27 protein-coding genes are annotated in these 25,877 nt (G+C 58.4%); 12 read left to right on the top strand and 15 right to left on the bottom strand.

Features of this window, described 5'->3' with window-relative positions:
- Positions 1–100 precede the first annotated feature (100 nt).
- The 4 genes from G403_RS24330 to accB all read right to left on the bottom strand — a co-directional run bounded on the left by G403_RS24330 (position 101) and on the right by accB (position 3,925).
- Complete coding sequence (locus tag G403_RS24330; protein ID WP_051298518.1) at positions 101–1,060, bottom strand: DUF3426 domain-containing protein; 960 nt, start codon at positions 1,058–1,060, stop codon at positions 101–103.
- 4 nt (positions 1,061–1,064) lie between these two features.
- Positions 1,065–1,964 (bottom strand): 50S ribosomal protein L11 methyltransferase, encoded by a 900-nt coding sequence (prmA, locus tag G403_RS0104210; protein ID WP_027852886.1) that lies wholly within the window; start codon positions 1,962–1,964, stop codon positions 1,065–1,067.
- 113 nt (positions 1,965–2,077) lie between these two features.
- A complete protein-coding gene (accC, locus tag G403_RS0104215) occupies positions 2,078–3,418 on the bottom strand; it encodes an acetyl-CoA carboxylase biotin carboxylase subunit (protein WP_027852887.1) in 1,341 nt (446 codons plus the stop codon).
- A 36-nt stretch (positions 3,419–3,454) separates the two neighbouring features.
- Positions 3,455–3,925 (bottom strand): acetyl-CoA carboxylase biotin carboxyl carrier protein, encoded by a 471-nt coding sequence (gene accB / locus G403_RS0104220; protein ID WP_027852888.1) that lies wholly within the window; start codon positions 3,923–3,925, stop codon positions 3,455–3,457.
- A gap of 398 nt (positions 3,926–4,323) precedes the next feature.
- On the opposite strand from accB, the gene G403_RS0104225 reads away from it, so the two are divergent.
- Positions 4,324–5,370 carry a DUF2333 family protein gene (locus G403_RS0104225; protein WP_027852889.1) on the top strand — a complete coding sequence of 349 codons (1,047 nt, stop codon included), beginning with the start codon at positions 4,324–4,326 and terminating at the stop codon, positions 5,368–5,370.
- Positions 5,371–5,412: 42 nt separating this feature from the next.
- Positions 5,413–6,189, top strand: a complete 777-nt coding sequence (locus G403_RS0104230; protein ID WP_027852890.1) for a ParA family protein — start codon at positions 5,413–5,415, stop codon at positions 6,187–6,189.
- Between the two features lie 205 nt (positions 6,190–6,394).
- Here the strand turns inward: G403_RS0104230 and G403_RS0104235 are convergent, their stop codons facing one another.
- Positions 6,395–6,955, bottom strand: a complete 561-nt coding sequence (locus G403_RS0104235) for a hypoxanthine-guanine phosphoribosyltransferase (protein WP_027852891.1) — start codon at positions 6,953–6,955, stop codon at positions 6,395–6,397.
- A gap of 185 nt (positions 6,956–7,140) precedes the next feature.
- Here G403_RS0104235 and upp point away from each other — a divergent pair, with 185 nt between their 5' ends.
- Entirely contained in the window at positions 7,141–7,767 is a 627-nt protein-coding gene (upp, locus tag G403_RS0104240; protein ID WP_027852892.1) for a uracil phosphoribosyltransferase, read from the top strand.
- 27 nt (positions 7,768–7,794) lie between these two features.
- Positions 7,795–9,102 carry a uracil-xanthine permease family protein gene (locus tag G403_RS0104245; RefSeq protein WP_051298520.1) on the top strand — a complete coding sequence of 436 codons (1,308 nt, stop codon included), beginning with the start codon at positions 7,795–7,797 and terminating at the stop codon, positions 9,100–9,102.
- A gap of 64 nt (positions 9,103–9,166) precedes the next feature.
- On the opposite strand, the gene ppa is transcribed toward G403_RS0104245, so the two are convergent.
- Both ppa and G403_RS0104255 read right to left on the bottom strand, forming a co-directional pair.
- Positions 9,167–9,700: an inorganic diphosphatase gene (gene ppa / locus G403_RS0104250; RefSeq protein ID WP_027852894.1), complete on the bottom strand. Its 534-nt coding sequence runs from the start codon at positions 9,698–9,700 to the stop codon at positions 9,167–9,169.
- An 86-nt stretch (positions 9,701–9,786) separates the two neighbouring features.
- Positions 9,787–10,776 (bottom strand): class 1 fructose-bisphosphatase, encoded by a 990-nt coding sequence (locus G403_RS0104255; protein WP_027852895.1) that lies wholly within the window; start codon positions 10,774–10,776, stop codon positions 9,787–9,789.
- A 167-nt stretch (positions 10,777–10,943) separates the two neighbouring features.
- Between G403_RS0104255 and mpl the strand changes: the two genes are divergently transcribed.
- The 5 genes from mpl to G403_RS0104280 all read left to right on the top strand — a co-directional run bounded on the left by mpl (position 10,944) and on the right by G403_RS0104280 (position 15,297).
- Positions 10,944–12,320: a UDP-N-acetylmuramate:L-alanyl-gamma-D-glutamyl-meso-diaminopimelate ligase gene (gene mpl / locus G403_RS0104260; RefSeq protein ID WP_027852896.1), complete on the top strand. Its 1,377-nt coding sequence runs from the start codon at positions 10,944–10,946 to the stop codon at positions 12,318–12,320.
- Positions 12,304–12,927 carry a flavin prenyltransferase UbiX gene (locus G403_RS0104265; protein WP_027852897.1) on the top strand — a complete coding sequence of 208 codons (624 nt, stop codon included), beginning with the start codon at positions 12,304–12,306 and terminating at the stop codon, positions 12,925–12,927. The genes mpl and G403_RS0104265 overlap by 17 nt, the downstream gene beginning before the upstream one ends.
- 87 nt (positions 12,928–13,014) lie before the next feature.
- Positions 13,015–13,701 carry a tRNA (adenosine(37)-N6)-threonylcarbamoyltransferase complex dimerization subunit type 1 TsaB gene (gene tsaB, locus G403_RS0104270; protein ID WP_027852898.1) on the top strand — a complete coding sequence of 229 codons (687 nt, stop codon included), beginning with the start codon at positions 13,015–13,017 and terminating at the stop codon, positions 13,699–13,701.
- Positions 13,698–14,507, top strand: coding sequence for an undecaprenyl-diphosphate phosphatase (locus tag G403_RS24335; protein WP_027852899.1), 810 nt, complete (start codon positions 13,698–13,700; stop codon positions 14,505–14,507). The genes tsaB and G403_RS24335 overlap by 4 nt, the downstream gene beginning before the upstream one ends.
- Positions 14,497–15,297, top strand: coding sequence for a class I SAM-dependent methyltransferase (locus G403_RS0104280; protein ID WP_084403924.1), 801 nt, complete (start codon positions 14,497–14,499; stop codon positions 15,295–15,297). Before G403_RS24335 ends, G403_RS0104280 begins: the two co-directional genes overlap by 11 nt.
- Here the strand turns inward: G403_RS0104280 and G403_RS0104285 are convergent.
- Together G403_RS0104285 and G403_RS0104290 are read right to left on the bottom strand one after the other, a co-directional pair.
- The gene (locus G403_RS0104285; protein WP_027852901.1) at positions 15,267–17,051 is read right to left on the bottom strand and encodes a 1-acyl-sn-glycerol-3-phosphate acyltransferase; all 1,785 of its coding nucleotides are present in this window, start codon (positions 17,049–17,051) and stop codon (positions 15,267–15,269) included. The genes G403_RS0104280 and G403_RS0104285 overlap by 31 nt on opposite strands.
- Positions 17,052–17,057: 6 nt before the next feature.
- Positions 17,058–17,252 (bottom strand): SlyX family protein, encoded by a 195-nt coding sequence (locus tag G403_RS0104290; RefSeq protein WP_027852902.1) that lies wholly within the window; start codon positions 17,250–17,252, stop codon positions 17,058–17,060.
- 299 nt (positions 17,253–17,551) lie between these two features.
- Between G403_RS0104290 and G403_RS25760 the strand changes: the two genes are divergently transcribed.
- A complete protein-coding gene (locus G403_RS25760; protein ID WP_027852903.1) occupies positions 17,552–18,007 on the top strand; it encodes a cold-shock protein in 456 nt (151 codons plus the stop codon).
- Between the two features lie 71 nt (positions 18,008–18,078).
- On the opposite strand, the gene G403_RS0104300 is transcribed toward G403_RS25760, so the two are convergent.
- Complete coding sequence (locus tag G403_RS0104300) at positions 18,079–19,014, bottom strand: p-hydroxyphenylacetate 3-hydroxylase reductase component (protein WP_027852904.1); 936 nt, start codon at positions 19,012–19,014, stop codon at positions 18,079–18,081.
- A gap of 114 nt (positions 19,015–19,128) precedes the next feature.
- Here G403_RS0104300 and G403_RS0104305 point away from each other — a divergent pair, with 114 nt between their 5' ends.
- Positions 19,129–19,848: a DUF3108 domain-containing protein gene (locus tag G403_RS0104305; protein WP_169719880.1), complete on the top strand. Its 720-nt coding sequence runs from the start codon at positions 19,129–19,131 to the stop codon at positions 19,846–19,848.
- On the opposite strand, the gene G403_RS0104310 is transcribed toward G403_RS0104305, so the two are convergent.
- Positions 19,826–20,449: a LysE/ArgO family amino acid transporter gene (locus tag G403_RS0104310; RefSeq protein ID WP_027852906.1), complete on the bottom strand. Its 624-nt coding sequence runs from the start codon at positions 20,447–20,449 to the stop codon at positions 19,826–19,828. The genes G403_RS0104305 and G403_RS0104310 overlap by 23 nt on opposite strands.
- A 114-nt stretch (positions 20,450–20,563) precedes the next feature.
- Between G403_RS0104310 and G403_RS22140 the strand changes: the two genes are divergently transcribed.
- Complete coding sequence (locus tag G403_RS22140; protein ID WP_036232472.1) at positions 20,564–21,487, top strand: LysR family transcriptional regulator ArgP; 924 nt, start codon at positions 20,564–20,566, stop codon at positions 21,485–21,487.
- Here G403_RS22140 and G403_RS0104320 read toward each other — a convergent pair.
- The 4 genes from G403_RS0104320 to hrpB form a co-directional block, all read right to left on the bottom strand.
- Complete coding sequence (locus tag G403_RS0104320; protein ID WP_027852907.1) at positions 21,484–22,083, bottom strand: LysE family translocator; 600 nt, start codon at positions 22,081–22,083, stop codon at positions 21,484–21,486. The genes G403_RS22140 and G403_RS0104320 overlap by 4 nt on opposite strands.
- Positions 22,084–22,198: 115 nt before the next feature.
- Positions 22,199–23,110, bottom strand: coding sequence for a LysR family transcriptional regulator (locus tag G403_RS0104325; RefSeq protein WP_027852908.1), 912 nt, complete (start codon positions 23,108–23,110; stop codon positions 22,199–22,201).
- A gap of 11 nt (positions 23,111–23,121) precedes the next feature.
- Entirely contained in the window at positions 23,122–23,283 is a 162-nt protein-coding gene (locus tag G403_RS24820) for an oxidoreductase-like domain-containing protein (protein ID WP_245578196.1), read from the bottom strand.
- 45 nt (positions 23,284–23,328) lie between these two features.
- Positions 23,329–25,857 (bottom strand): ATP-dependent helicase HrpB, encoded by a 2,529-nt coding sequence (gene hrpB, locus G403_RS0104335; RefSeq protein WP_027852909.1) that lies wholly within the window; start codon positions 25,855–25,857, stop codon positions 23,329–23,331.
- Positions 25,858–25,877 lie beyond the last annotated feature (20 nt).

Below are 25,877 nucleotides of genomic sequence, written 5' to 3' on the forward strand. Positions count from 1 at the left end.
CTCTTTCGGGGGGTGGGCTCCAACCCGTTTTTGTTGGTTTTTTGATCGATATCGGGGTTGACCCGGAGCTGAATTTGGGCGTTTGGTAGTCAGGCGGCGCTTAGATATCGGGCTTCAGGTCCAGGGTATAGCTTACGGCCTGAGCCCCCGGGTCAGTGATCTCCAGTTGCAGTTCGATCGGTGTGCCAGCGGGCATCAGTCGATCCGGGTAGCTTTCAGCTGTGAGGTATTGGAACGGTCTGAAGAGACGCTGTGCGACCCGCTGCCCTTTTACATCGGTGAATGTCAGCTCGAGGGCTGGAAAAGGCTGCGAAAAGGCGGCGTCGTTCAGCAAACGGATATCGACAGTCAGGGCATCGGCGTAGGCTGGGTGGGGACGTACCACCATCTGCTGGGTTTCGATAGCGTCAACAGCGGTATGATTCAGCTGGCAGGGTAACCGCTCGCAGGCAAGGACGTAGATCGGTTGTAACTCCGGGCGTAAAGCCAGGGTGGCGCGTTCGAACCAGAAATACTGACCGCCCAGAGCCATGAGGGCCAGCAGACAGGCGAGCATCCAGCCGGCGGTGACAAAGGGGTCGGTTTCCTCCTCACTGATCTCCAGCACGATCGGCTCTGCCTGCAGCCGCGGGATGCCATCGGGGTCTGTATCGGACTGTGGGGCCGGCGTGGCCTCTGCCGCGATCGGCTCGGGAACCGGTTGTCCTTGATCTGTACTGGAGGGCGTATCCGCTGGCGGGTTCTGGCGTTGTCTGGGGCTAGCCTCCTCGGAGGTTGCCTCGGAGGCAGGTTTGGGAGGCACCGGTGACGGTCGTGCACGTGAAACCGGGGTCGCGCCTGTTGCGCGCGGCTTGGGGGCAGAGGGTTGCGCAACGGTACTCGTTTTGTTTTTGCTGGCGGCCTCCAGACGTCTCTGAAGGCGGCGTGCTTCGATACGAGCATCAAACACCGTAAGACAACTACCACAGCGCACCTGGCCCTGTGCAAGTTTGACCTGTCCTTCGGTAACCCGGAAGCGCGAATGGCAATCCGGACATTCGGTGATGATCGTCGTTGTCATCGCTCTAGCGTTTGCTTCCTGTCAGACGAATCCAGCCATCGCGTTCGACCGGTGTCTCCATATCAAACCATTTTTGATACGCCAGGGAAACCGCTTCAGCCTGGTCAGCCAAGAGCCCGGAGAGCAGAATTTTACCCCCGGGGCGAACCAGCGCTTCCAGGGTTGGTGCGAGCTCGACCAGGGGGCCGGCCAGAATATTGGCTACCAGTGTATCGGCTTGGGCCTTGGGCGCAGACTCGGGCAGCCAGGCTTCAAGCCTGTCATCTGTCAGATGGTTGCGCGCCAGGTTGTCCCGGGTTGCAGTCAATGCCTGGGTATCGATATCCACGGCGATCACATGCTTTGCACCCAGCAGGAGGGCCGCGATACCCAGGATACCGCTGCCACAGCCGTAATCGACAATCAGCTGACCTTCCAGGTCTTGCGCATCGAGCCACTCGAGGCAGAGTGCCGTGGTTGGATGGGTGCCGGTGCCGAACGCAAGGCCTGGATCAAGCAGGAGGTTGACGGCCCCGGGGTCCGGCGCTTCACGCCAGCTGGGGCAAACCCACAGGCGCTTGCCAAACTGCATGGGGTGGTAGCTCTCCATCCATTCGCGCTCCCAGTCTTTATCTTCAAGAATTTCGGCGTGAAACTGGGGTAGATCGACGGTGGCGGCGGTACTGATAGAGCGCTGTGCTTCAGTGAGCAGCGCCAGTGTTTCCTGCAGATCGTGTTCGGCGGCAAATAGACCGGTGACTACCGTCTTGCGCCAGAGTGGGGTGGTGCCCAGCTCGGGTTCGAAAATCGGGTTGTCTTCGGCATCCTGATAGGTCACGGCGGCGCAGCCGGCGGCCAGCAGCAGATCTTCGTATTGTTCAGCCTGTTCGGGGGGCGTTTCGACTTTTAATTGCAGCCAGGGCATGGGGTACTCCGTTGTCGGCTTACAGGGTCAGTATCGCCTATACTGACCCGGTGTGCAGAGTGCCATCAAAAAAGCCCGCTGGCGCGGGCTTTTCGCGGCGTCCGGGTTGAGAATCAGAGCCCGAGCTTTTTCTCCAGGTAGTGGATATTGACGCCGCCGCGGGCAAAGTTGGCATCGCGCACGATATCGTTGTGCAGCGGGATATTGGTCTTGATCCCTTCGACTACCATTTCGTCCAGTGCGTTCTGCATGCGGTTCAGCGCGGTTTCCCGATCTTCGGCCCAGGTGATCAGTTTGGCGATCAATGAGTCGTAGTGGGGAGGAACTGTGTAACCCCCGTAGAGGTGCGAGTCTACACGGATACCGTTGCCGCCCGGGGCATGGTAGTAGCTGACGCGGCCAGGGCTGGGCATAAAGGTTCGCGGGTCTTCGGCATTGATTCGACACTCGAACGCATGACCGTTGAGTTTGACATCTTCCTGCTTGATCGTCAGCGGCATACCGGAGGCGATGCGCAGCTGCTCCTTGACGATGTCGACGCCGGTGACCTGCTCGGTAACCGGATGCTCTACCTGGACACGGGTGTTCATCTCAATAAAGTAGAAGCCGCCATCTTCGTACAGGAACTCAAAGGTACCTGCGCCACGGTAACCGATCTCGATGCAGGCATCCACGCAAGCCTTAAGCACGTCAGCCCGGGCCTGGGGGTCGATACCCGGTGCGGGGGCTTCTTCCACCACTTTCTGGTGGCGGCGTTGCAGCGAGCAGTCACGATCATAGAGGTGGATCGCATTGCCCTGGCCATCAGCCAGCACCTGGACCTCCACGTGGCGAGGCTTCTCGAGAAACTTCTCCATGTAGACCGTTTCATCGCCAAAGGCCGCTTTTGCCTCGGATCGGGTGACCTGTACCGCATTGGTCAGGTGGGCTTCGGTGTGGACAACACGCATACCGCGACCACCACCGCCGGCAGCCGCTTTGATGATGACCGGGTAACCGATGCGTTTGGCGACTTTATGCAGGGTTTCGGGATCTTCCGGCAATGGGCCGTCAGAACCGGGTACGGTGGGTACGCCAGCTTTCTTCATCGCCTCGATGGCAGACACTTTGTCCCCCATCAGGCGAATTGTTTCGGCACGCGGGCCAATGAAGGTAAAGCCTGACTGTTCCACCTGCTCAGCGAAACCGGCGTTTTCCGCCAGGAAGCCGTAGCCGGGATGAATGCCGACCGAATCGGTGACTTCAGCCGCGCTGATGATGGAGGGGATGTTGAGATAACTCTGGGCGGACGGAGCCGGGCCAATGCAGACGGCTTCGTCCGCGAGCCGGACGTGCATCAGGTCCCGGTCGGCCACGGAGTGAACCGCCACGGTCTTGATACCCAGCTCCTTGCAGGCTCGCAGGATACGCAGTGCGATTTCACCGCGGTTGGCTATGAGCACTTTATCGAGCATCGTTTAGATATCCTCGGATCAGGTTCGTGACGGGCTTCAGGCGATGACGATCAGCGGCTGATCGTATTCCACCGGCTGGCCATCCTCGACCAGAATCGCTTCGATAACGCCGGATTTATCGGCCTCAATCTGGTTCATCATCTTCATCGCTTCGACAATGCAGATTACGTCACCGGCCTTAACGCTCTGGCCTACTTCCACGAAGGGGGCTGCGGTGGGAGAGGGTGAGCGATAAAAAGTGCCGACCATCGGTGAACGTACCGAATGTCCGGTGGGCTCGGCATCAACGGACGCTGCGGCCGGAGCCTCCGGCGCACTGGGTGCCGGCATCGGCTGCTGAGGTGCAGCCGCCATCTGGGGCATCGGCATCGGGGCGTAGGCTGCCTGCTGAACCAGGCCGGAAGCCCGGCTGATGCGGACTGATTCCTCACCCTCTTTGATCTCGATCTCGTTAATATTGGACTCTTCGAGCAGCTCGATCAGTTTTTTGACTTTGCGGATATCCATCAGAATAGATTCTCGGAACGTTTTCTGGATTGATGTTGGTGATGGCGGGTGCCGGAGAACCGGACCTGCCGGACCCCAACCAGACAGAGCCAAGGGCCTGTAAAGTCGTCGGGTCGCGAATTGACGGTAAGTGTGCATCAAACCCCGTTTGCTGTCCATTTGCGGTGACCACTTTCCTGCATTAAGCAGCAGTTTGCCGACGTTTTCGGCTGTTTTTTTTCGATATTGTCTGTTTTTTGCCCAATCAGGATTGTGTTCTGCGCCCACACTCGGTGCTGCCGTCGAGCGAGTGCGTCATAACGGTTTGCGGCGCGGGTGTGTCCGTTGACCGGTGACGGGAAATTCGCCATAGTGCAACGCATCATAAATCGGTTTGAACGCACGATAAGGACGGTGTTTTGGATAGCCTGCAACGAATCTGGTTAAGGTGCTGGGATGGTGTAGTGGCGCGATTGGGGCGCGGGCGCATCGCGCAGGCGGTGCTGGCGCTGGTTGTGCTCTATCTGCTGATCGCTGTCATTATCGGTATCTACTGGAGTTTCGAGCCATCGCGTTTTTCCGTCGACGAGCTGGCTCAACAGCAGGCGCAGGCGCGAAATCAGCAACCCGTGGTGGGTTATCACACGACCGCGGCATTGATTGGCATTGGTGAAACACTGCTTGAAAAACCCGGTGGGTATCTGAGTAATGATCGTTTCCCACCGGGCCTGTGGCTCGACAATATGCCGAATTGGGAGTTTGGTGCGTTGGTCCAGGCACGCGACATGGCGCGTGCCCTGCGCAAAACATTCAGCCGTTCGCAATCCCAGTCCACGGAAAACCCGGATCTGGCCGAAGCGGAGCCGCTGCTGCATTTTGATTCAAACAGCTGGATTCTGCCCTCCACCGAAGGCGAGTACCGCAAGGCGCTGAAAGCGCTGCGTGCCTATCAGGCGGGACTGGGTGACAGTGGTGCCAGCTCGACACAGTTTTATGCCAGGGCGGATAACCTGCGGGATTGGCTGGGTGATGTATCGACCCGTCTGGGCAGTCTTTCGCAGCGGCTCAGTGCGAGCGTTGGTCAGCGTCGCCTGAACACCGATCTGGCGGGCAGCCCCGGTGCCACTCAGTCTACCGCTACGGCGAAGCAGAGCGATATTCAGACGCCCTGGCTTGAAATCGATGATGTGTTTTATGAGGCCAGGGGGACCGCCTGGGCTCTGATCCAACTGTTAGAGGCGGTGGAGCGCGACTTCGGTGAGACCCTGGATAAAAAGGGAGCCCGTGTCAGCGTCGATCAGATTATCCGCGAACTGGAAGCGACCCAGACGATGATCTGGAGTCCGGTGATTCTCAACGGTAGCGAGTTCGGTTTTCTAGCCAACCATTCCCTGGTGATGGCTTCGTATATTTCACGTGCCAATGCCGCCATTATCGACCTGCGTGAGCTGCTCTCGCAGGGGTGATGGGAGCCTTTTGGGCGGACAGCGCGAATAGAGGATGTTGAAATGCGTCGAGTGGTATTCAATCAGAAAGGTGGCGTGGGCAAGTCCAGTATCGCGGTTAACCTGGCCGCAATCAGTGCTGCCCGGGGGGTAAAGACACTGGTGGTGGACCTGGATCCTCAGTGCAACTCGACTCACTACCTGCTCGGGGACGATGCTAATAACCCTGAAAGTGATATCCGCGACTTTTTTGAACAAACCCTGAGCTTTCAGCTCAAACCCACGCATCCGGAAGGCTATGTACACCGGACGCCGTTTGCGAATCTGGCGTTGATACCCTCTCATCCGGATCTGGGTGATCTGCAATCCAAACTGGAGTCCAAGCACAAGATCTACAAGCTCAAGGATGCGCTGGAAACGCTGATGGAGAGTTATCAGGCGATCTATATCGATACGCCCCCGGCGTTTAACTTCTTTGCGCTCTCGGCGCTGTGCGCGGCGGACCGTTGCCTGATTCCGTTTGACTGCGATGATTTTGCGCGTCAGGCACTGTATAGCCTGCTCAATAATGTGCAGGAGACGCGGGAAGATCATAACCGCGACCTGGAAGTGGAAGGGATCGTTGTTAACCAGTATCAGCCGCGCGCCTCCCTGCCGCAGAAAATCGTGGCCGAACTGCGGGGAGAGAATCTGCCGGTATTGGAAACGCTGATTCCGGCGTCAGTCAAAATGAAAGAATCGCACACCGCAGCGAAACCGCTGATCCAGCTTGCGCCCAAGCATCGCCTGACCGAGGCATTCGTGAGCCTCTATGACGAGTTACATCAAGGGAAGAAGTAGGCCGAGCCGGAAATGACCGCCAGCGCGTTAGCGCTGCTGGCGGCGGGTCGCCGGCTTGCGACGCAGACTCATCAGCCAGCATCCGAGTGCGGCAGCAGAGAGCGTCAGTATCACGACTTCAGTCATGCTTAACCTGTCATTGGTTGGGGTTATTCGATTCTAGCGAAGATTTACTCGCTGGCAACCGAAAATTGACCACGTTTTTTCACATCCCTTTGACCGCAAATATCCCCGGTGCGTTCCGCCAGTAACCCTGATAATCCATCCCGTATCCAAACAGGTAGCGGTCTTCCACTTCCAGCCCCACGTAATCCGCTTTCAGGTCAGGGCGCGCCTTGCGATCATGGAGTTTATCGACCAGCACAGCGCACTGGACCTGAGAGGCTCCCTGCGCCTTGCAGTAGTCTATAATAGCTGCCAGCGTGTGCCCCTCGTCGAGTATGTCGTCGATAATCAGGACCGGTCGGCCGGTAAACTCGACCATGGGCGGGACTTTCCACTCCAACTCATGTCCGGAGGTAGTATTTCGGTAGCGGGTCGCGTGCAGGTAACTGGCTTCGAGCGGAAAATTCAGGCGTGGCAGAAGCTGTCCGGCGATCACCAGCCCGCCGTTCATGACGGTAAACACGACCGGGTCGGCATCAATCAGAGCATCCGTGATATCGCGGGCCATGCGGTCGATGGCCGTTCTGACTTCGTTTTCGCTGAATAACAGGTCCGACTCCATGTAAACCTGCCGAATGTGCTCCAGATCGGTGCCGCTCATTGGGTATTTTGCTCCGCTCGCGTGTTAAATCGCTGAAAGCGCAAAACGATAAAGGGGATTTTTGTTGCCCGCAACCGTTTCGGGTGACAGAAACGGCACTATTGGTTAGTCTTGCCGGTTAATTTTGATGAGTTGGTCAGTTTCTTGCGTGGCCGGGTGCGCCAAGAGTCAAAGAGGGGTTAATGATGAGTGTACATGAGATCCGTCATCCGCTGGTTCGGCATAAATTGGGATTAATGCGATCGGTGGATCGGAGTACGCGAGGCTTTCGTCAGCTCGCCGGCGAGGTGGGTTGTTTGCTGACCTACGAAGCGACCAAGGATCTGGAGCTGGAGAGTTACGAGGTCGAAGGTTGGTGCGGTCCAATTCAGGCTGAGCGCATCAAGGGCAAGAAAATTACCGTTGTGCCGATCCTGCGTGCGGGGCTGGGCATGCTCGATGGTGTGCTGGAGCTGGTGCCCAGTGCCAAGATCTCGGTGGTGGGACTCTATCGCGATGAAGAAACGCTGGAACCGGTGGCCTATTTTGAAAAGCTGGCCAGCGATATCGATGCGCGCATCTCGCTGATTGTGGATCCGATGCTGGCCACCGGTGGCTCGATGATCGCGACCATCGATACCCTGAAAAAGGCGGGTTGCACCACGATCCGCGCACTGGTGCTTGTTGCGGCGCCTGAAGGGATCAAAAAGGTTCAGGCTGCACACCCCGATGTGGATATTTTCTGCGCCTCAATCGATGACCATCTGAACGAAAACGGCTACATCATCCCGGGTCTTGGGGATGCGGGCGATAAAATCTTCGGCACCCGCTGATAGCCACTCTGAATGGAAAGGTGATTCATGACTGATACACAGTTGCAGGGCGACCCGGTCACGTCGGGCTGGCGCACAGTGGTCGCCGGGGCGCAGATGCTGTTTGTGGCGTTTGGTGCGCTGGTTCTGATGCCGCTGCTTACGGGGCTGGATCCGAGTGTCGCGCTGTTCACAGCCGGTATTGGCACACTGCTGTTCCACCTGGTCACCGGGTTGAGCGTACCGATCTTCCTGGCATCTTCGTTTGTTTTTATCGCACCGATCAGCTACAGCGCCCAGACGTGGGGTATTCCCGCGACCATGGGAGCGCTGATGGCAGCGGGCTTTGTTTACATGTTTCTCGCGCTACTGGTTAAGCTGAAGGGGCCCGGTGTGATTCACCGTATTATGCCGCCGGTGGTAACCGGGCCGGTGATTATGATCATCGGGCTGGGGCTGGCGCCGATAGCGGTCAACATGGCCATGGGCAAAACCGGTGATGGCTCCGCCGAGCTCTTTCCGTACGGGGAGGCGCTGATCGTTTCAATGATCTCTCTGGCGACAACGCTGCTGGTTTCGGTATTCGGGCACGGTATCTTTCGCCTGTTACCGATCCTGTCCGGTGTTGTCGTCGGTTATATCGCCGCTTTTTTCATGGGAATGGTAGATCTGACGGTGGTGCGCGAAGCACCACTGGTGGCGCTGCCTAATTTCGTCACGCCCGAGCTGAACTGGCAGGCGATCCTGTTTATGATTCCGGTGGCGATTGCGCCCGCTATCGAGCACGTGGGTGATGTTATCGCGATCGGCAATGTAACCGGCAAAGATTATATCCGCAGGCCGGGCCTGCAGCGCACGCTGTTTGGCGATGGGTTGGCCACCAGTGCGGCTGCGTTGTTCGGAGGTCCGCCCAATACCACCTACTCTGAGGTGACCGGCGCGGTCATGCTGACCCGGGCATTCAATCCGGTGGTGATGCTTTGGGCAGCCGGCTTTGCCATACTGCTGGCGTTTGTGTCCAAGTTTGGCTCCTTTCTGCAGACCATTCCGTCACCGGTGATGGGCGGTATCCTGATTCTCCTGTTCGGGTCTATCGCATCGGTGGGGCTGAATACCCTGGTCAAGGCGCAGGTGGATCTGGGTAAGCAGCGTAATCTGGTGATTGTCGCGACAGTGCTGGTCTTTGGGATTGGCGGTATGGCAATCGGGGTGGGCGACCTGAACCTGCAGGGCGTGAGCCTGTGCGGTATTGTCGCGATTCTGCTGAATCTGGTTTTGCCCGGTGCAGACCCCTTGCCGGGTGACCTCCATGAAGAGGAGGCAGTGGTCGACGATATGGTCGAGCACAGTCGTTGAAACTTTGCTCAAGCATAAAAAAGCCCGCCTCATTCGAGAGCGGGCTTTTTTACGTCAGTGAAGCTTACTTCTGAGCTTCGTAGGCAGCGACGGACTTGGTCACCGCTTCGCGTGCAGCGTCAGCGTTAGCCCAGCCCTCCACTTTAACCCACTTGCCTTTTTCCAGCTTCTTGTAGTTTTCGAAGAAGTGGGCGATCTGGTCCTTGGTCAGCTGAGGAATATCGTCCACGTCATGGATGTCGTTGTAGGCCTGGCTCAGTTTCTCGTGCGGCACGGCAACCAGTTTGGCGTCTTCGCCCGCTTCGTCGGTCATGTTCAGAATACCGACCGGGCGGCAGCGGATTACGGAGCCGGTCATCACCGGGTGCGGAGTCAGAACCAGCACGTCCAGCGGGTCGCCGTCGTCAGCCAGAGTGTTGTTCACGTAGCCGTAGTTGGCCGGGTAGAACATGGGAGCCGCCATGAAGCGGTCGACGAAAATCGCGTCCGCATCCTTGTCGATCTCGTATTTGACCGGGGAGCTCTCGGCCGGGATTTCGATGATCACGTAGAGGTCATTCGGCAGCTCTTTGCCGGCAGGCACTTTCGCAAAGCTCATGCGTCTCTTCCTGTTAGTCGATTAAAGATCAGATCTGATTCCTGAGCGGCATTATAAGCAGTGGGCCGCTCAGGGATGAATAATACTTACTGCTGAATTATCGATGGTGTGTCCTGATGGTACTGCATCAGTGACTCCACCTCTTCCCGGGAGCCCAGGGCAACGGCAACGCGCTGGTGAATATTCTGAGGCTCGATATCCATGATGTTGGTGTAGCAGGTGGTGGACAGGCCGCCGGCCTGTTCGATCAGCAGACTCATCGGGTTGCCCTCGTACATAAGGCGCAGCTTGCCCGGCTTACGTGGGTCACGGGAATCCCACGGATAGGTGAAGATACCGCCGCGGGTCAGTACGCGATGGACTTCGGCGACCATCGATGCGATCCAGCGCATGTTGTAGTTTTTCTCGCGCGGGCCTTCGCTACCGGCAAGCAGGTCGCCGACATAGTTGCGCATGGCCGGTTCCCAGTGGCGGTGGTTCGACATGTTGATGGCGAACTCTTTGGTCGCGTGCGGAATCTGCACATTCTCGCGGGTGAGCAGGAAGTCGCCGGTGTGCGCGAGGGTGAACATGTTCACGCCCTGACCGGTGGTCAGCGCCAATACCGCGGAAGGGCCGTACAGAACGTAGCCCGATGCAACCTGTTTGCGGCCTGGTTGCAGGAATAGATCGACGCTGTCCGGCGCGTCGGTATCCGGGACTTCCAGGATCGAGAAAATCGTACCCACGGATACGTTGATATCGATGTTGGAGGAGCCGTCCAGCGGGTCGAACGTAACCAGGAAGCGACCTTCCGGGTAGCCAAACACCGGATCATCCTCCTCTTCTGACGCTACGCCGCGCACCAGACGATTACCCAGCAGTACCTCTTTCAGGATGTCGTTGGAGATAACGTCCAGTTTTTTCTGGGTCTCACCCTGAATATTGGTGTCTTCGGTGGTGCCATGGATGCCTGCCAGTGCGCCTTCACGCAGCTGCAGGGCGATCTCCTTGCAGGCAACCATCAGGATTTCAATCAGTTCGACCAGTTCGTTGTCGGTGTCGTGGTGTTTCAGGTAGGCGCTGAGAAGCTGCATTGGGTGATTTGACCTTTAGGGTTTGGCTCGAAATTGGCCGCTGAATTATACGTCAAGTGTCGCGCGCTTGCATGTTGCGGCGCATCGAAATTGCCGGGAGGGGCCTGTAGTTCGCAGCTGGAGTTAAAGAGGTTATCATGCCTCCATCCAACAGGGGGGAGATCTGCGTGCATATCCATATTTTAGGGATCTGTGGCACTTTTATGGGCTCGCTGGCACTGCTGGCCCGGGAGCTGGGCCATCGGGTGACCGGGTCGGACGCCAATGTATATCCGCCGATGAGTACGCAGCTTGAGCGAGCCGGCATTGCGTTGTGGGAGGGCTACGACCCCGCACAGCTGGAGCCGGTGCCGGATCTGGTTATCATCGGTAACGCCATGACCCGGGGTAATCCCTGTGTTGAGGCGGTGCTGGAGCGAGGTTTGAAGTACACCTCGGGCCCTCAGTGGTTGCACGACGAAGTGTTGCAGGAGCGCTGGGTGCTTGCCGTGGCCGGGACCCACGGCAAGACCACGACCGCCAGTATGCTGGCCTGGGTGCTTGAGTATGCCAACCTGACGCCGGGTTTTCTGATCGGCGGCGCCCCCAACAATTTTGAGTACTCGGCTCGCCTGGGCAATACGCCGTTCTTCGTGATCGAGGCGGATGAGTACGACACCGCTTTTTTTGATAAGCGCTCCAAATTTGTTCATTACTGCCCCCGGACACTGGTCTTGAACAACCTGGAGTTTGATCATGCCGATATATTCCCGGATCTGGCGTCGATTCAGCGTCAGTTTCATCATTTGATCCGTACGGTACCCAGTGGTGGGCAGGTGATTCTCCCGGCTGGAGATGTCGCACTGGAAACGGTGATGGAGATGGGATGCTGGAGCGAGGTGCTACGCAGCGGTGATGGCAGCAACTGGCGGGTCCGGTTGGTAAAGGGCGATGGCAGTGAGTTCGCCGTTTTACAAAATGATCGTGAAGTCGCGCGCATCAGTTGGTCGCTCACGGGTGCACATAATGTCACCAACGGGCTGCATGCGCTGCTGGCCGCCCGGCATGTGGGTGTAACCCCGGAACACAGTGCTGCGGCGCTCTCCGGTTTCGGTGGGGTCAAGCGTCGGATGGAGCTGCTGGGTCAGGCTGACGGGGTCTGGGTATACGACGATTTTGCCCACCATCCTACCGCGATTGCGACGACGCTGCAGGGGTTGCGGGCACGTATCGGTGATGCGCCGCTGGTGGCGGTTATCGAGCCGCGCTCCAATACCATGCGTCTGGGCAGTCATCGTGATGCACTTGCGCCCTCAACGGCGGAGGCCGATCGGGTGTTCTGGTATCAACCCGCCGATCTGGACTGGTCGCTGGACTCTGTTGTCGCGCAAAGTATCGTGCCTGCCTCTTTGGTCAGGGATATCGATCAGCTGGTTCAGATGTTGGTGGATGAAGTCGCTCCGGGGGCACATCTGGTGATCATGAGTAACGGCGGCTTTGGCGGCATTCACGGCAAATTGATTGAACGTCTGGAAAAGCGGGGTAGCCATGGCGGAGCAGTTTGAGCGGCGTGTCACGGTGGCGATTACCGGTGCATCCGGTGCGCAATACGGTTTACGTCTGGTGGAGTGCCTGGTGCAGCAGAATGTGCAGGTTCTGCTGATGATCTCGCGCGCCGCTCAGGTGGTTATAGCCACCGAAACGGATGTTCAGCTCCCCGGCCAAACCGATGCCCAGGCAGATTATCTGAGTCAGTGTTTTGGTGCCCGCGAAGGGCAGATCCGTGTTTTTGGGCGAGAGCAATGGATGGCTCCGGTGGCGTCAGGATCTGGCGCACCGTCCACTATGGTAGTGTGTCCCTGCAGCACCGGGACCCTGTCTGCCATAGCCTGCGGTGCCAGCAATAATCTGATAGAGCGCGCCGCGGATGTGGCGCTCAAAGAGCGCAGGCAGCTGATTCTGGTCCCGCGCGAAGCGCCGTACTCCGAGATTCACCTGGAACATATGCTTAAGCTCACCCGCATGGGTGCGGTGATTATTCCGGCCAGTCCCGGCTTTTACCAGAAGCCGACCACCGTGGAGCAGATGGTGGATTTTATCGTGGCGCGGATTCTATCCCAGATCGGGATTGAGCAGACGATGGTACCGCGCTGGGGGGAGGCGCTTCTGTAAGAGGAGGCTGTCTCGAACAGTCCCTGGCTTGATGAACGCGGTGGTGCGGTTACAATGTGGCCGCACTTCCTTTTGATGGTATTCCCGATGTCCCGAATCCTCGCGCTGGATACATCCACCGATGCCTGCTCCGTGGCGTTGCAGCTGGATGGTACGATTCTCCAAGAAACCCGGGTGGAGCCGCGCCGCCATACCCATCTTTTGTTGCCAATGATTGAGCAGCTTTTGGCCGAGGCCGGTGTTACGCTGCGTTCACTCGATGCGATCGCTTTTGGCCGTGGCCCTGGCTCCTTTGCCGGCATCCGTATTGCCACTGGCGCCGCTCAGGGGCTGGCGCTTGGGAGTGAGCTTCCTCTATTACCGGTCTCCACACTGGCTGCCATGGCGCTGGAAGCCAAGCAGCGGATGCCTGAGGCGCAACAGGTCGCGACGGCGCTGGATGCGCGGATGGATGAGATCTACTGGGGGGCGTTCGATCTCACCGGTGTGCTGCCTGAGGCGTTGATGGCGGAGTCGGTTCGTGCACCGGAGCAGGCTGAGCTGCCGGCAGATTCGGCCTGGATTGGTGTGGGCAGTGGCTGGCGCTACCGGGAGCAAATGCCGTCGAAGGTACAGCAGCTGATCCAGTCTCCAGAGTTTGATCTCTATCCGCGCGCGGAGGCGATGCTGCCACTGGCTCAGGCGTTGCTCGATCAAGGGGGCGCCCTGGACCCGGCTGAAGCGACGCCGGTGTACCTGCGCGAAGGTAGCTGGAAGAAGAAGGATCAGCAGTGACGCTCAGTGACTGGATCCATATCGTTCTACTTGCCCTGATCCAGGGAATCACCGAATTTTTGCCGATCTCCAGCTCAGCCCACCTGATTTTGCCATCTCAGTTACTGGGTTGGCCTGACCAGGGTTTGGCTTTCGATGTGGGTGTCCACGTGGGTACGCTGGTGGCGGTGATTGCCTATTTTCGTCAGGATCTGTGGCGTATGACGCTGTCCACGCTGGCGTCCTTGGGCGGCAATCACAGCCGTGATTCGAAACTGGGTTGGCTGGTGGTGTTGGCTACGTTACCGGCGGTGGTTGTGGGCGGGCTGTTCGGTAGCCTGGTCGACGAATACGGGCGGTCGATACTGGTAATCGCCGCGACGACGCTGATTTTTGGCGCCCTGCTCGGTGTGGCGGATCGTCGAGGGGCCCGCGATAAAACCCTTGCCCGACTCGATATGCGTCAGGCGGGGATTATCGGATTGGCCCAGGCGGTGGCGCTGATTCCCGGAACTTCGCGCTCCGGCATCACGATTACCGCAGCGCTGATGCTGGGGTTCGAACGTCAGGCTGCTGCCCGTTTCTCCTTTCTGCTCTCAGTACCTATCATTTTGGCTGCCGGTTCACTTAAGACCCTGGAGTTGGTGCAGGCCGGGGCTCAGGCGCAATGGCTTTCCCTCGGTGTCGGTGCTTTGCTGGCTGCGCTCAGTGCGTTCGCCTGTATTGCGCTGTTCCTGCGTTGGCTGGACCGGATCGGCATGATGCCGTTTGTAATATACCGCCTGGTGCTGGGGCTGGTTCTGCTGGGGGTCTGGTTTGCTCAGTAATGAAAGTCGAATCCAGGTTGCGGCTCTGGATGTTGATCACGAGGCGCAGGCTCAGGCGTTGGCCCATGAGTTGCGACTGGCGTTTGACCCATCCCCTGATCTGGAATCGACCGCGACCGATTTTTACCTGTTGGTGGGCGACGAAGGCCTTGCTCTGCAAGAGACGGGACGCAAGCGTCCAGGGGCGATTATGGCCGACTTCGTGACCGGGGCCGTAGCGCACCGGCGTCAGTTTGGCGGCGGTAAGGGGCAGATGATCGCTAAAGCCTGTGGCATAAAGGGGTCGCTTCGGCCCCGTATCGCTGATGTCACCGCGGGGCTCGGGCGCGACGCCTTTGTGCTCGCCTCGCTGGGCTGTCAGGTTCAGATGGTTGAGCGTTCCGCCATCGTACATGCACTGCTTGCCGATGGCCTGATGCGGGCACACCAGCATCCTGAAGTGGCAGAGATCGTAAGTCGGATGGCGTTGTTTTCCGGCGATGCCCGTCACTGGTTGCGCTCGCTGCCGGACCGGGATCGCCCGCAGGTGATCCATCTGGACCCCATGTTTCCCCACTCCGATAAGAGTGCCCAGGTTAAAAAAGAGATGCTGGCGTTCCGTTCCGTGGTGGGTGCGGATGAGGATGCGGCGGAGCTACTGGCTGTAGCGCTGGAGGTGGCCCAGTGTCGGGTGGTGGTCAAAAGACCGCGTAAGGCGCCGGATATTGCAGGCCCCGTCCCCTCATATCGTCTGGAGGGTAAATCCGGGCGTTACGACATTTATGCGTTGCGTCGGCTGGAGGCCGACTGACTGCTCATCCCATTGAGCCAGCGTTGGCTTTCCTGAATCAATACACCGGGTAGCAGCTTCTCACCGATGCGGAGTATCGGTGTCAGGTCGCGACGTACTTCAACCCGGTCGTCGGTGAGAGCGAGCAGGTGTTGGCGTTCCAGTTGATCGATTAACGGCTCCAGTAACCGCTTGTCGCCGTAGTCCGGAGCCTGGTGGCCATACCAGCCATGGATGTGTACGGCCAGTCGCGTGACGGTGTCCAGCAGCAGTCCTTTGTGCCACCCACTTTGAGTATGCAGGGCTTTTAATAGCAGAAACTGCCTGAGTAGCAGGGTTTCGGCCAGGTGTATTAAGGCGTGGCACAGCGGGTTGTTGCGGGTCTTTAGCCAGTGCTGGTTGGCCTCCAGTAAACCCTGTTCGATCAGAATATGACGGGCCCGCGCCGGGAAGTCCGAATCCAGTTGATCCGGGGGTAGCGTGAGTTCCGCATCCAGGTATGGCAGCAGGGCTTTGATCAGGCGGGTGACTGTGGACTTGCTGGGCGTTTTCAGGCGGGCACTCAGCAGCAGGGTCAGAGCCGGCAGTATCAACCCGTGCTGCAGAGTGTTGCGGTAGAAACAGAGCCCCGCTGCTTGACGCTGTGTTAACGAAAGTGTCGCGCCTTGTTGGGTGATCAAACCCTGACGGGCGGTCTCGGCGATGATGGTGGCGGGTTCCAGGTCGTTATTCGGACGCGGCATATTGAACTGATCGAGCAGATGGTTCAGTGCATTCAGGCCGGCTTCTACCCGTGCTGTTGGCGTTGACGGCTCGCTGCCGGCCAGCAGTAGTAATGCCAGTCGGGCGCTACCGGAGCTGACAATTGCGCTGTTGAGCCGCCGGGACACCGCGCCAGCGAGAGCGGTCGTATCGGGCGGGGGTGTTCCCTGTTCGAGCAAAAGCGGCTGGGCTACACGAATATAGGCACCGCCACAATCGCGTAACAGTCGGCCCGCAGAGGCCAGGGTGCCGACCAAGGTTTCTTTTTGTTTGGTACCTCCACTCAGTTCGCGCAGATATTGGCTGTTGTCCAGGCAGAGATCGTAGCTAATCGCGATGGGGACCAGAGCCAGAGGGCGTTGCCCGACGTTCTGCCAGGCGCTCAGGCACATCCCCAGCAGTCCCAGCTTGGGGGGTAAGAGTCGACCGGTCCGGCTGCGGGTGCCTTCGGGGAAAAATTCGAAGGGTCGCGCGCGTGCGAATAACTCATCCAGGTTGGCATTGAACAACTGGGTGTACAGTGGATCGTCCAGAAAGCTTCGGCGCATGAAAACCGCGCCACCGCGCTGCAGAACCGGCCCGATCAACGGCAGGTTTAAGTTGCGTCCCGCGCCGATGTAGGGCAAGTCACAGCCCCTGCGATGCAGAATCCACGACAGCAGCAGGTAATCGATATGACTTCGGTGCGTGGGTAGAAAGATCAACTGATGGGTATGCTGCAGCGTGGTTATGAACTGCAGTCCTTCGACCTCAAGACGCGGATAAAGGCGGCTGAGAAGGCGGTTAAAGAGCGGCTTCAAGCGCTCAACCGTGGCCGGATCGATACAGCTGCAGATCTCCTCCAGATCCGCCAGTGCCTCCTGTTCCAGTTGTAGTCGATCTCGCCCGCCCTGGCACTGGCGCTGAATTTCGGCCTGCACTCTGGGCGCGGCGAGCACCCGGGTAATCAGTGCCTGACGCCGGGTGCTGTGGCTCTTTTGTTGCCCGCGAACGGTGGAAAAAAGCGGCTTCACGGGTGATCAGTAATGAGGCGGTGGCTGGTCGACAGGTTCAATACCTGCTTCCTTGAGCTGTCCGGCCAGAATCTGAACCATACGGGTCAGGCGTTCCAGGTCCTTTTCCTGTCGCGCCACCATATCACTGAGTTTATCGATCGCATCTTCCTGGAAGGTGATGCGTGATTCGAGTTCTGCGAAACGCTCGTTGTCGGTCATCGAAACCTCCCTTGCGCATGAAATAGATGTCCCAAGCATAGCTAACGGGGTGGCCAGTGAAAACTGATCTCTGTGTTGGCGGTGGGAGTTTATTCCGCTTCGGCGCGGGCCTCTCATGAACTGGCGCCTTGATCCAGCGCAATCCGTCGCGCGAGGGATGGATTTAACCCGTTAATAGCGGCCTAAGTTGTTGAAAAAGGAACTTTGTTGCGTTATACCTCGTCGGTTAGCCCCGTTGTCTTTTCGGCGGCGGCTGTTTCCTGTTTTTAACTTTGAAAATTAGAAGAGAAATCGAATAGATGAGTGGTATTCAGGTCTTTAAAAGTATTGTCCTCAGTGTCATTGCGGCGGTTGCTATTCCTTCGGTGCTATCCAAGTTGACCTCAGTGGAGATCCCGTTGAATGTCGCGGTTTTAGGCGTCACTTTTGTTATTGTACTGGCAGCGTCGGTGATCTCCGCGCTGGGCGGCCAGGGTGAACAGTCACGTCCGGCTTCCGGCCAGAGTGGCGCGCCTTCGGAGAGCGACGAGCCGGAAGAGGGAGATGATCGCGAAGAGGGCACGGTCAAATGGTTTAATGTCTCCAAGGGGTTTGGTTTTATCACCCGCTCCAACGGTGATGATGTGTTTGTGCACTTTCGCAATATTCGCGGACGAGGTCATCGTTCACTGAGCGAGGGTCAGGTGGTGCGCTTTAATGTCCATCAAAGCGAAAAAGGTCTGCAGGCGGAAGATGTTTCTGTGGTACGCAGCTGACATGGTCGGACTGCAGTAAAAACGGGAGCCCAGGTGGCTCCCGTTTTTGTCTCGGTTACAGTGAGCAAACATCAAGCTTTCTGGATAACCCGGTTTAACATCTTTTTGAATAACTGGATTTGACTGTCGTTGAACTCATCGAACACCTTGTGCTGTTCCTGCTCGGACAGTGCCCAGTACTCACTGGCTCGCAGCGCACCATCGGCGGTCAGAGAAAAGGGGGCCGTGGTCGATTCCAGTAGTCCGCTTGCGTGCAGATTTTCAACCGCTTCGCGAATCTCCGACCCCGGTAGGCTGGACTCGCGCTGCAACCTTTCCAGGCCGGCATCCGGAATCACACTCAGTAAAATCAGTACTCTCGCTTCACTGACGCTGAGGCCCAGTGCCTGCTGTTTGGGCAGGTAGCTGGTTTGATAAGCGTTTACGGCTTGCAGCATCAGGTATAGCAGATTGTTCTCAAGGTATTTTTCAAGGCCGGGCAGCGTCGCTTGCGCAGCCAGATTTTTCTCGACCCGGGGGTGAGGGAGAACCAGTGAGTAGGCCCCTTGATGGTAGAGCAGCGGCGATCGCCCAAAATCATCGAACGCCAGTACACGGCCCAGCAGAATCCAGTGATCACCGGCATCAATGGTTTCATGCAGAGCGCAGTGGAAACGCGCGGCACAGGCGTCAAGTAGTGGTGCCCGCCCAGGGCCCTCGCTGTAATCGATGTTGGCGAATTTGTCTGTTTGCGGACGAGCAAAGTGGTTGGAGAGGTCCAACTGATTAGCTGCCAGCACATTAATGGCAAAATGGTCTGCACTCTGGATAACGCTCAGGCTGTCCGCGGAGCGTTTGTCCAGGCTCCAGAGCACCAGAGGTGGGTCCAGTGAGACCGAATTGAAGCTATTGACGGTCAGTCCGATTTTGTCACCGTTGGGTGCTTGCGCAGTAACAATGGTAATACCGGTGGCAAAATTGCCCAGTGCCCGGCGAAAGGCGTGAGAGTCCAGAGGCTGATCAGTCATCTCGATGCTCCTTAACCCGCAGGTTGGTTCCCGTTTGCGTTCCATGGCCGGATAGGGTTTCCTTGCATGAACAATAGCACTGCCTGACAGAATGTCCCCATGGAGGATCGAGATTTGCGCAGCTTAACGGGCTCTTGGGTGGTTATCGGCTGTCTGCTCTGGTTGCCTGTAGCGACCGTGCGGGCCGATGCTGCAAATTGTTCACTTGCGCTTCTGGAGCGCTTTGCCGGCGAGACTCTGAAGTACGGTGTTCAGTGGAAAGGGTTTTCGCTGAACAGTGAGCGGCGCATTGAGCGTACTGAAACGGGCTGGCAGGCGATCAACCGCAGCAGCCTTCTGTTTATGTCGATTGAGGAGGAAACCCGGTTTCGGTTGGAGGGGTTGAACCTGATAAGCGAAGCCTATCGCTATGAACGCCATGGGCTGAGCGATAAGCGGAATCTGCGGCTGGAGTTTAACGGCCCTGGGCGGGTTCGTTATTTCTCGCCGCGTGGAGATGGGGTATTGGATGTTGAGCCGCCCGTGTTTGATCTGCTCAACCACCAGCTTCAGATGCGCATCGACCTGAGTTGCGGGCCGCCGCAGGATGAATATCGCTACACAATCGCCCGGCACGACCATGTCAGCGAGTACCGGTACCGGGTGCTTGGCGCGGAATCAGTGACCACCGAGGCGGGGACATTTGATGCGGTCAAGCTCGAGCGCGGCGAGGCCGGGGGTCATATCGATCATATCTGGCTGGCCCCTGCGCTTGATCATCTGATTGTCCGCATGGTGCGTACGGAGGACGGCGAAACCGCGGAACTGGAACTCAAGAAACGCCCTGATAGGTGAACAAACTGGCGGCGATTGCCCACATCATCAGGCAGATAGCGCCGTCAAGCACACGCCAGGACAGCGGAGACCGGAAAACCGGCTCCAGCCAGCGAGCGCCCGCGCACAGGCTTAAAAACCAGATTGCGGAAAAACTGATCGCGCCGACGGCGAACCAGATTCTTAAATCCGCCTGATACTGTCCGCCAATGCTGCCGATCAGCACCACGGTATCAATCCAGGCGTGGGGGTTAAGCAGCGTCACAGCGGCGGTGGTCAGCAGTGCCGTGCGCAGGTTGGCAACACCGCGTTCGCGGGCTTCCAGCGTATTGCGACTCAAGGCCCGGCGGGCCGCGCCCAGGCCAAACCAGATCAGAAACAGCGCTCCGCCCCAGCGTGCGATCTCCAGCAGTACCGGCGACTGGTTGATCAGAACGCCCAACCCGGCAACACCGGCCGTGATCAGTAAGCCGTCAAACAGGATGCACAGCAGAGCGATGGGCCAATGGAACTGGCGTTTGAGGCTCTGTGTAAGCAGAAACGCGTTCTGAGCGCCGATCGCCATGATCAGGCCTGCGGAGGTGGCAAGTCCCTTGCCCCAGGCCATTAATTCGACAGTCATTATTGCTCCCACCCTGTGCTCCTCGTCTGTGTGAATGAATCTGAGCGGCATGTTGCGGTTTGAACTCTGGTAAGTAAAACTAATCTTTTTTATATCTAATAAGAGAAATTAATAATGCTCGAGCTGAGACAGTTGGCGGCGCTGGCGGCGGTGGTCGAGGAGGGGAGTTTTGAGCGCGCTGCACAGCGCCTGCATGTCACTCAATCCGCTGTATCCCAACGGGTTAAGCAGCTAGAGGAGCGGCTTGGGCAGACGCTGGTGCTGCGCTCGGTTCCCATTCGGGCCACTGAAGCAGGGCATCAGGTGATTAAACATTTCCGTCAGGTGAGTTTGCTGGAGCAGGAGCTTCTGGGGGCGCTTTCCCAGCGAGATGAGCGGGGTTATACACGGGTGGCTATCGGTATTAACGCCGACAGCCTGGAAACCTGGTTTCCGGAAGCGATCGCCGAGCTTGTGGAGCGGGCGCAGTTACTGGTGGATCTGAAAGTGGATGATCAGGATGCCACTCAGCAACTGTTGCGCGATGGTGAAGTGATCGGTTGTGTGACCTCAAACCCCCGAGCCCTGCCAGGGTGTCTGTGTGTTCCCCTGGGCGTGATTCCCTACCGCTGTCTGGCCAGTGCGGACTATCTGACACGCTACTTCCCTGATGGGGTGAAGGCGGAGAGGTTTCGCCAGGCACCGATTGCCGAGTTCAGTCACAAGGATCAGTTGCAGAACCGATACCTGCAACGCTTTTTCGGGATTGGCCCGCACGAGTATCCCCGTCACCGGATTCCCTCATCGACCGCTTTTTGTGATCTGATCGAGCGCGGGCTGGCCTGTGGCATGGTGCCGGATCAGCAGGGGTTGCCGCTTATCCAGGCAGGACGCGTGGTGGATATGACACCGGGGCGATACCTCTCGGTGCCGTTGTACTGGCATGTCTGGAATCTGAGGTCGGAGCTGATCCGCCAGCTCACCGACGCCTTGGTTAAAGAGGCGACCCGGCAATTGGAGGGGTTCGATCGTCATCCAGAGCTGACCCGTCCCGGCTAACCCAGGCCCAGTTTGATGCCCAATGCGATCAGCGCGCCGCCAATTACACGTTCCAGACTTCGTTTCGCCCGCATAAGCCGCACTCGCAGACCATTCTGGCTCAGGAGTGTTAGCACCAGCGAAAACCAGATCAGCTCAGCCAGCGGTGGCGTCAATACATAAAGCGCCTGCTCGGCCAGGGGCTGCTCAGGGCTTAGTACCTGGGCAAAAATCGCCATAAAAAAGAGTAAGACCTTGGGATTGAAAAGGCTGATCAGCAGGCCACTCAGAAAGGGCGACCCGGCGTGCAGCGCGTTGGTATCGCCATTATTGCCGGCCTGTCGGTGCAGGAGCTGCCAGAACCCGAGTAGCAGCAGGTAGCCGGCGCCGCCCCAGCGTATGACCTCGAAAAGTGCGGGGTATTGATGGATCAATGCGGTAATGCCGGCCAGTGACAAGGTGCCGTGAACAAGCAGCGCACTGGCAAGGCCCAGAGCTGTCAGAAAACCGCGTTGAACGGAACCACTGAGGGTGTTGCGCAGGACAATCGCCAGGTTGGCCCCGGGGACCATTGCGCCACCCAGTGTGATACCTAGAAACAGCAACCAATCCAGCACAATAACCTCCGTTTATAGAGTTGCGGTGAAAAGTGAGTGTATTGGCGAGATTTAGCGGCTTCCAATCGAGAGTTGTTATTTAGATTATTACAAAAGCTTATAACCGTGGTGGTCGTCAGTGCGAGAAGGGTGAGCTTTCCAATACCCGGAACAGGCGCTCGCGCAGAAAACGGTGGGCGGGGTCATGTTGGGTACGACGATGCCAAAGAAGGTAGTACTGCACGGGCGTGAGGGTGAGGGGTAAGGGCTTAATCACCAGGTTTAACGAAGGCGCCAGGCTTGCCGCCATATGGGCAGGTAGCGTCAGCAGGGCATCGCTATGGGCGGTGAATGCCAGTGCGGCTTCGATAAACGGGATGCTGACTCGGATGCGGCGCCGCAGGTCGAGCTCTGTCAGAGCTTCGTCCACCAGGCGGTTTTTGTCGCCACCCCCACTGATCGTTATGTGATCGGCTTGGGTATAGGCTGACAGGTCCAGGGGCTGATGCTGGAGCGGGTGCCCGTTTCGCATCAGACAGGCCCAGTCGTCTGAGCCCACCTGACGGCCGTGAATGTCGTCCGGCACTTGATCCAGAACGCAGGCTGCCATATCGAGACGCCCCTCGCGCAGATCGGTGATCATGCCCGGCTCCCACAGATGAAAGTGAAGTCTCAGGCCAGGAATCTCTTGTGTCAGCTCGCCGACCAGCGAGGGCAGAATATGCTCGCCGATATAGTCGGTGATAGCGATATTAAAGCGGCCCTGGAAGCTCTCCCGGCTGAACTGGCCTGGGGTAAAAAACGCCTCCAGTTGTTGCAGGACAGGCGGAAGCTGGCGCTTCAACTCCTCACCATGGGCTGTTAGCTGCATCTGATTGCCGGTGCGCACCAGTAACGGATCACCAAATAGTTCACGTAACTGCGCCAGAGAACGGCTGACCGCCGGTTGCGTCAGGTTCAGTGCCTGCGCAGCACGGCTGACGCTACGCGCCTCCAGAAGCTGGTACAACACGCTGAGCAGATTCAAATTGATGCGTGAGAGGTCCATGTCCGGCACATTTATTCGTCGCCGCTTTTGCCGGCTTGGGTTGCCTGGGCTTTGAGTCTCGCCTGCTCCTCTCGCCAGGCGTGCATCTCCTCGTAATAGGTGTCCCATACGCAGGGTGAGCATTCGCTTTCGCAGCATTCGCCCTCCATCGGGGGCGTGGGTTTCTCCAACATTATGTACTCTCTTTAATCACGAAAATGCCATCTGGGCTCTATATTCTAGCCGTTTTTGGTGCCCGACTTCTTGGTCTTCGCGGTGGGCAGAGCCGCCAGTGGATCATCAGGCCATGGATGTTTGGGATATCGCCCCTTCATCTCCTTCTTGATCTCCTGATAGCTGGATTGCCAGAAGCTCTCCAGATCCTGGGTGACCTGCAGTGGTCGTCGGGCAGGTGATAGAAGATGGAGCTTCAGTTTGACGCCAAAGCCGATCTGGGGCGTTGAGGTACAGCCAAACATCTCCTGCAGCTTGACGGCCAATACCGGTGGATCTTCGCTGTAGTCTAATTTGAGCCGTGCACCGGAGGGAACCTGAACTCGTTCCGGCGCCAGTTCATCAAGCTGCTGCGGCAGTGGCCAGGGGAGCTGGGCTTTGAGGATGGCTGTCAGGTCCAGGCGTGCGAAGTGGTTAATGTGCCGCACCGGATCGAGCCAGGGTAAAAGCCAGTTCTCAAGGTCGGCAAGCAAAGTCGCGTCAGAAAGATCCGGCCATTCATCGCAGGCACTGTGCTTTCGACAAAAAGCGACCCGGGCACGCCAGTGGTCAATCTCCTCATTCCAGGGCAGCAGCGAGAGGCCCCGCTTTCGGATAAGGTCCACCAGTGCCTGTGTCCTGGCTTGAGGTGATACCTGCTCGAGTGGTCTGGCAGTGAGAACCAGATTACCGATCCGGCGTTGCTGTTCGGCAAGCAGGCCCTGCTGGTTATCATCCCACTCAACCCGCTCTTGCTCGGATACCAGGTCCGTCAGTTCATGATCGAACAGTTTCGGGTCCAGCGGCAGGGCAAGCCGAATTCGATCCTGAGCATCCTGGGCGCGGCTGCTGAGCGCGGCCACGGCCAGCCACTCATAGCGGGTGAGTCGGTCGTGCTCTCCAACTTGGCAGCCCCGCCCAGCGGACAGTCGATACTGGCTACTGCCGGGCCGACGGCTTTGGGCAATGCGATCAGGGTAGGCACAGGCCAGCAGAAAGCCGGTCCAGTAGGCTTCATCACCGGCGTTGTGTTCCGGAGGCGCAGCGTGTTGCTCCAACAGGCGGCAGTACTGTTCTGCTAACTGCCTGATACGCGCTCTTTGAGCGGAGCTGGCGCCATCCCGCTCGCCTCGTAGCCATTCCAGCCGGAGGCTTAAATCGGCGTTCTCCCCGCGTAACGGGTCGCGCTCGCTAAGCAGGGCGGCGATCTCAGCAGCCCGGGTTAGCAGTCCTTTTTGCGCCCCTCGCAGAAGCAAGTGGGCCAGCCGGGGGTGGGTCGGGAGGCTGGCCATCTGTTCTCCGTGCGAAGTCAGGCGCAGGCGGTTTTGATCCAGGATTTCCGTGGCGCCCAGCCGGGCCAGTAAGTCAAGCCCCTGCTGCCAGTGAGCCGCCGGAGGCGGGTCCAGCCAATCCAGTTCATGCGGGTCGTTAACACCCCAGCTCAGTAGTTGCAGTGCCAGTGGGGCCAGATCTGCCTGCCGGATCTCCGGTGGCGTAAAGGGTGTGAGTTGTGCCTGCTGTCCTTCCGACCAGAGCCGATAACAAACGCCGGGCTCCAAACGTCCAGCACGACCGGCGCGTTGGGTGGCTGCAGCGGCAGAAACGCGCGTTGTAGTTAGCCGGTTCATACCTGTGGCTGGGTCGAATACCGCCTGGCGGGAAAGGCCGGAGTCTATCACGACTCTGATTCCCTCGATGGTCAGGCTGGTTTCGGCGATGGCGGTTGCCAGCACGATCTTACGTTGTCCGGCGGGGGCGGGTTCGATTGCCGCACGCTGCTGTTGCAGACTCAGGTCGCCATACAGGGGGGTAACCGTTATCCGGTCCTGATTCGACAGCTGCTGCTCCAGCTCGCTCTGCACCCGGCGAATCTCGGCCTGGCCGGGCAGGAACACGAGGATGCTGCCAGGCTGCTCCGCCAGGGCTTGTTGCACAACACTGACCACGCGGGGTTCTATCCAGGTGCCTGCTTCATAGCGGCCGGTGTAAAGCAGATCGACGGGAAAGCTGCGCCCTTCCGAGCGGATAACGGGCGCTTGATCAAGCAGCTCAGCGATGGATGTGTCATCGAGCGTGGCGGACATCACCAGCAGCTTAAGCGGCGGGTCCTCGCGCAGTAGCTCACGTCCTTGCAGAGCCAGTGCCAACCCCAGGTCAGCGTCGAGACTGCGTTCATGGAACTCATCAAAAATCAGCAGGCCGACCCCGTCCAGTCCCGGGTCTGCTTGTAGCATCCGGGTCAGGATCCCGTCGGTAACCACCTCGATGCGGGTGCGTGGCCCGACTCGGGTATCCAGTCTGACACGGTAACCCACGGTTTCGCCGGGGCGTTCGCCGAGCTGCCGGGCCAGCTGTTCGGCCGCTGCTCGTGCAGCCAGTCGGCGTGGTTCGAGCATGATGATTTTCTGCGTTCCGAGCCAGGATTGCTCGAGCAGCGTCAGGGGAACTCGGGTGGTCTTACCCGCGCCCGGCGGAGCTTCCAGTACCACCTCGTTGCGGGTGGCGAGCGTCTCGGCCAAAGCGGGTAAGAGTGGGTCGATCGGTAGCGCATCCATCATACAAACCGCGGGCTTGA

Source organism: Marinobacterium litorale DSM 23545 (assembly GCF_000428985.1).
Lineage (GTDB): Bacteria > Pseudomonadota > Gammaproteobacteria > Pseudomonadales > Balneatricaceae > Marinobacterium_D > Marinobacterium_D litorale.

Excerpts from the sequence above, each read along its gene's own strand:
- G403_RS0104325 (WP_027852908.1), bottom strand. The coding sequence starts at position 23,110 with ATGGACCTCTCACGCATCAATTTGAATCTGCTCAGCGTGTTGTACCAG.
- G403_RS0104310 (WP_027852906.1), bottom strand. The coding sequence starts at position 20,449 with ATGACTGTCGAATTAATGGCCTGGGGCAAGGGACTTGCCACCTCCGCA.
- G403_RS0104255 (WP_027852895.1), bottom strand. The coding sequence starts at position 10,776 with ATGCAGCTTCTCAGCGCCTACCTGAAACACCACGACACCGACAACGAA.
- accB (WP_027852888.1), bottom strand. The coding sequence starts at position 3,925 with ATGGATATCCGCAAAGTCAAAAAACTGATCGAGCTGCTCGAAGAGTCC.
- G403_RS0104245 (WP_051298520.1), top strand. The coding sequence starts at position 7,795 with ATGACTGATACACAGTTGCAGGGCGACCCGGTCACGTCGGGCTGGCGC.
- tsaB (WP_027852898.1), top strand. The coding sequence starts at position 13,015 with ATGTCCCGAATCCTCGCGCTGGATACATCCACCGATGCCTGCTCCGTG.
- G403_RS0104265 (WP_027852897.1), top strand. The coding sequence starts at position 12,304 with ATGGCGGAGCAGTTTGAGCGGCGTGTCACGGTGGCGATTACCGGTGCA.
- G403_RS0104230 (WP_027852890.1), top strand. The coding sequence starts at position 5,413 with ATGCGTCGAGTGGTATTCAATCAGAAAGGTGGCGTGGGCAAGTCCAGT.
- G403_RS25760 (WP_027852903.1), top strand. The coding sequence starts at position 17,552 with ATGAGTGGTATTCAGGTCTTTAAAAGTATTGTCCTCAGTGTCATTGCG.
- G403_RS0104300 (WP_027852904.1), bottom strand. The coding sequence starts at position 19,014 with ATGACTGATCAGCCTCTGGACTCTCACGCCTTTCGCCGGGCACTGGGC.
- G403_RS0104235 (WP_027852891.1), bottom strand. The coding sequence starts at position 6,955 with ATGAGCGGCACCGATCTGGAGCACATTCGGCAGGTTTACATGGAGTCG.
- ppa (WP_027852894.1), bottom strand. The coding sequence starts at position 9,700 with ATGAGCTTTGCGAAAGTGCCTGCCGGCAAAGAGCTGCCGAATGACCTC.
- G403_RS0104290 (WP_027852902.1), bottom strand. The coding sequence starts at position 17,252 with ATGACCGACAACGAGCGTTTCGCAGAACTCGAATCACGCATCACCTTC.
- G403_RS22140 (WP_036232472.1), top strand. The coding sequence starts at position 20,564 with ATGCTCGAGCTGAGACAGTTGGCGGCGCTGGCGGCGGTGGTCGAGGAG.
- accC (WP_027852887.1), bottom strand. The coding sequence starts at position 3,418 with ATGCTCGATAAAGTGCTCATAGCCAACCGCGGTGAAATCGCACTGCGT.
- upp (WP_027852892.1), top strand. The coding sequence starts at position 7,141 with ATGAGTGTACATGAGATCCGTCATCCGCTGGTTCGGCATAAATTGGGA.
- prmA (WP_027852886.1), bottom strand. The coding sequence starts at position 1,964 with ATGCCCTGGCTGCAATTAAAAGTCGAAACGCCCCCCGAACAGGCTGAA.
- hrpB (WP_027852909.1), bottom strand. The coding sequence starts at position 25,857 with ATGGATGCGCTACCGATCGACCCACTCTTACCCGCTTTGGCCGAGACG.
- G403_RS24330 (WP_051298518.1), bottom strand. The coding sequence starts at position 1,060 with ATGACAACGACGATCATCACCGAATGTCCGGATTGCCATTCGCGCTTC.
- G403_RS24820 (WP_245578196.1), bottom strand. The coding sequence starts at position 23,283 with ATGTTGGAGAAACCCACGCCCCCGATGGAGGGCGAATGCTGCGAAAGC.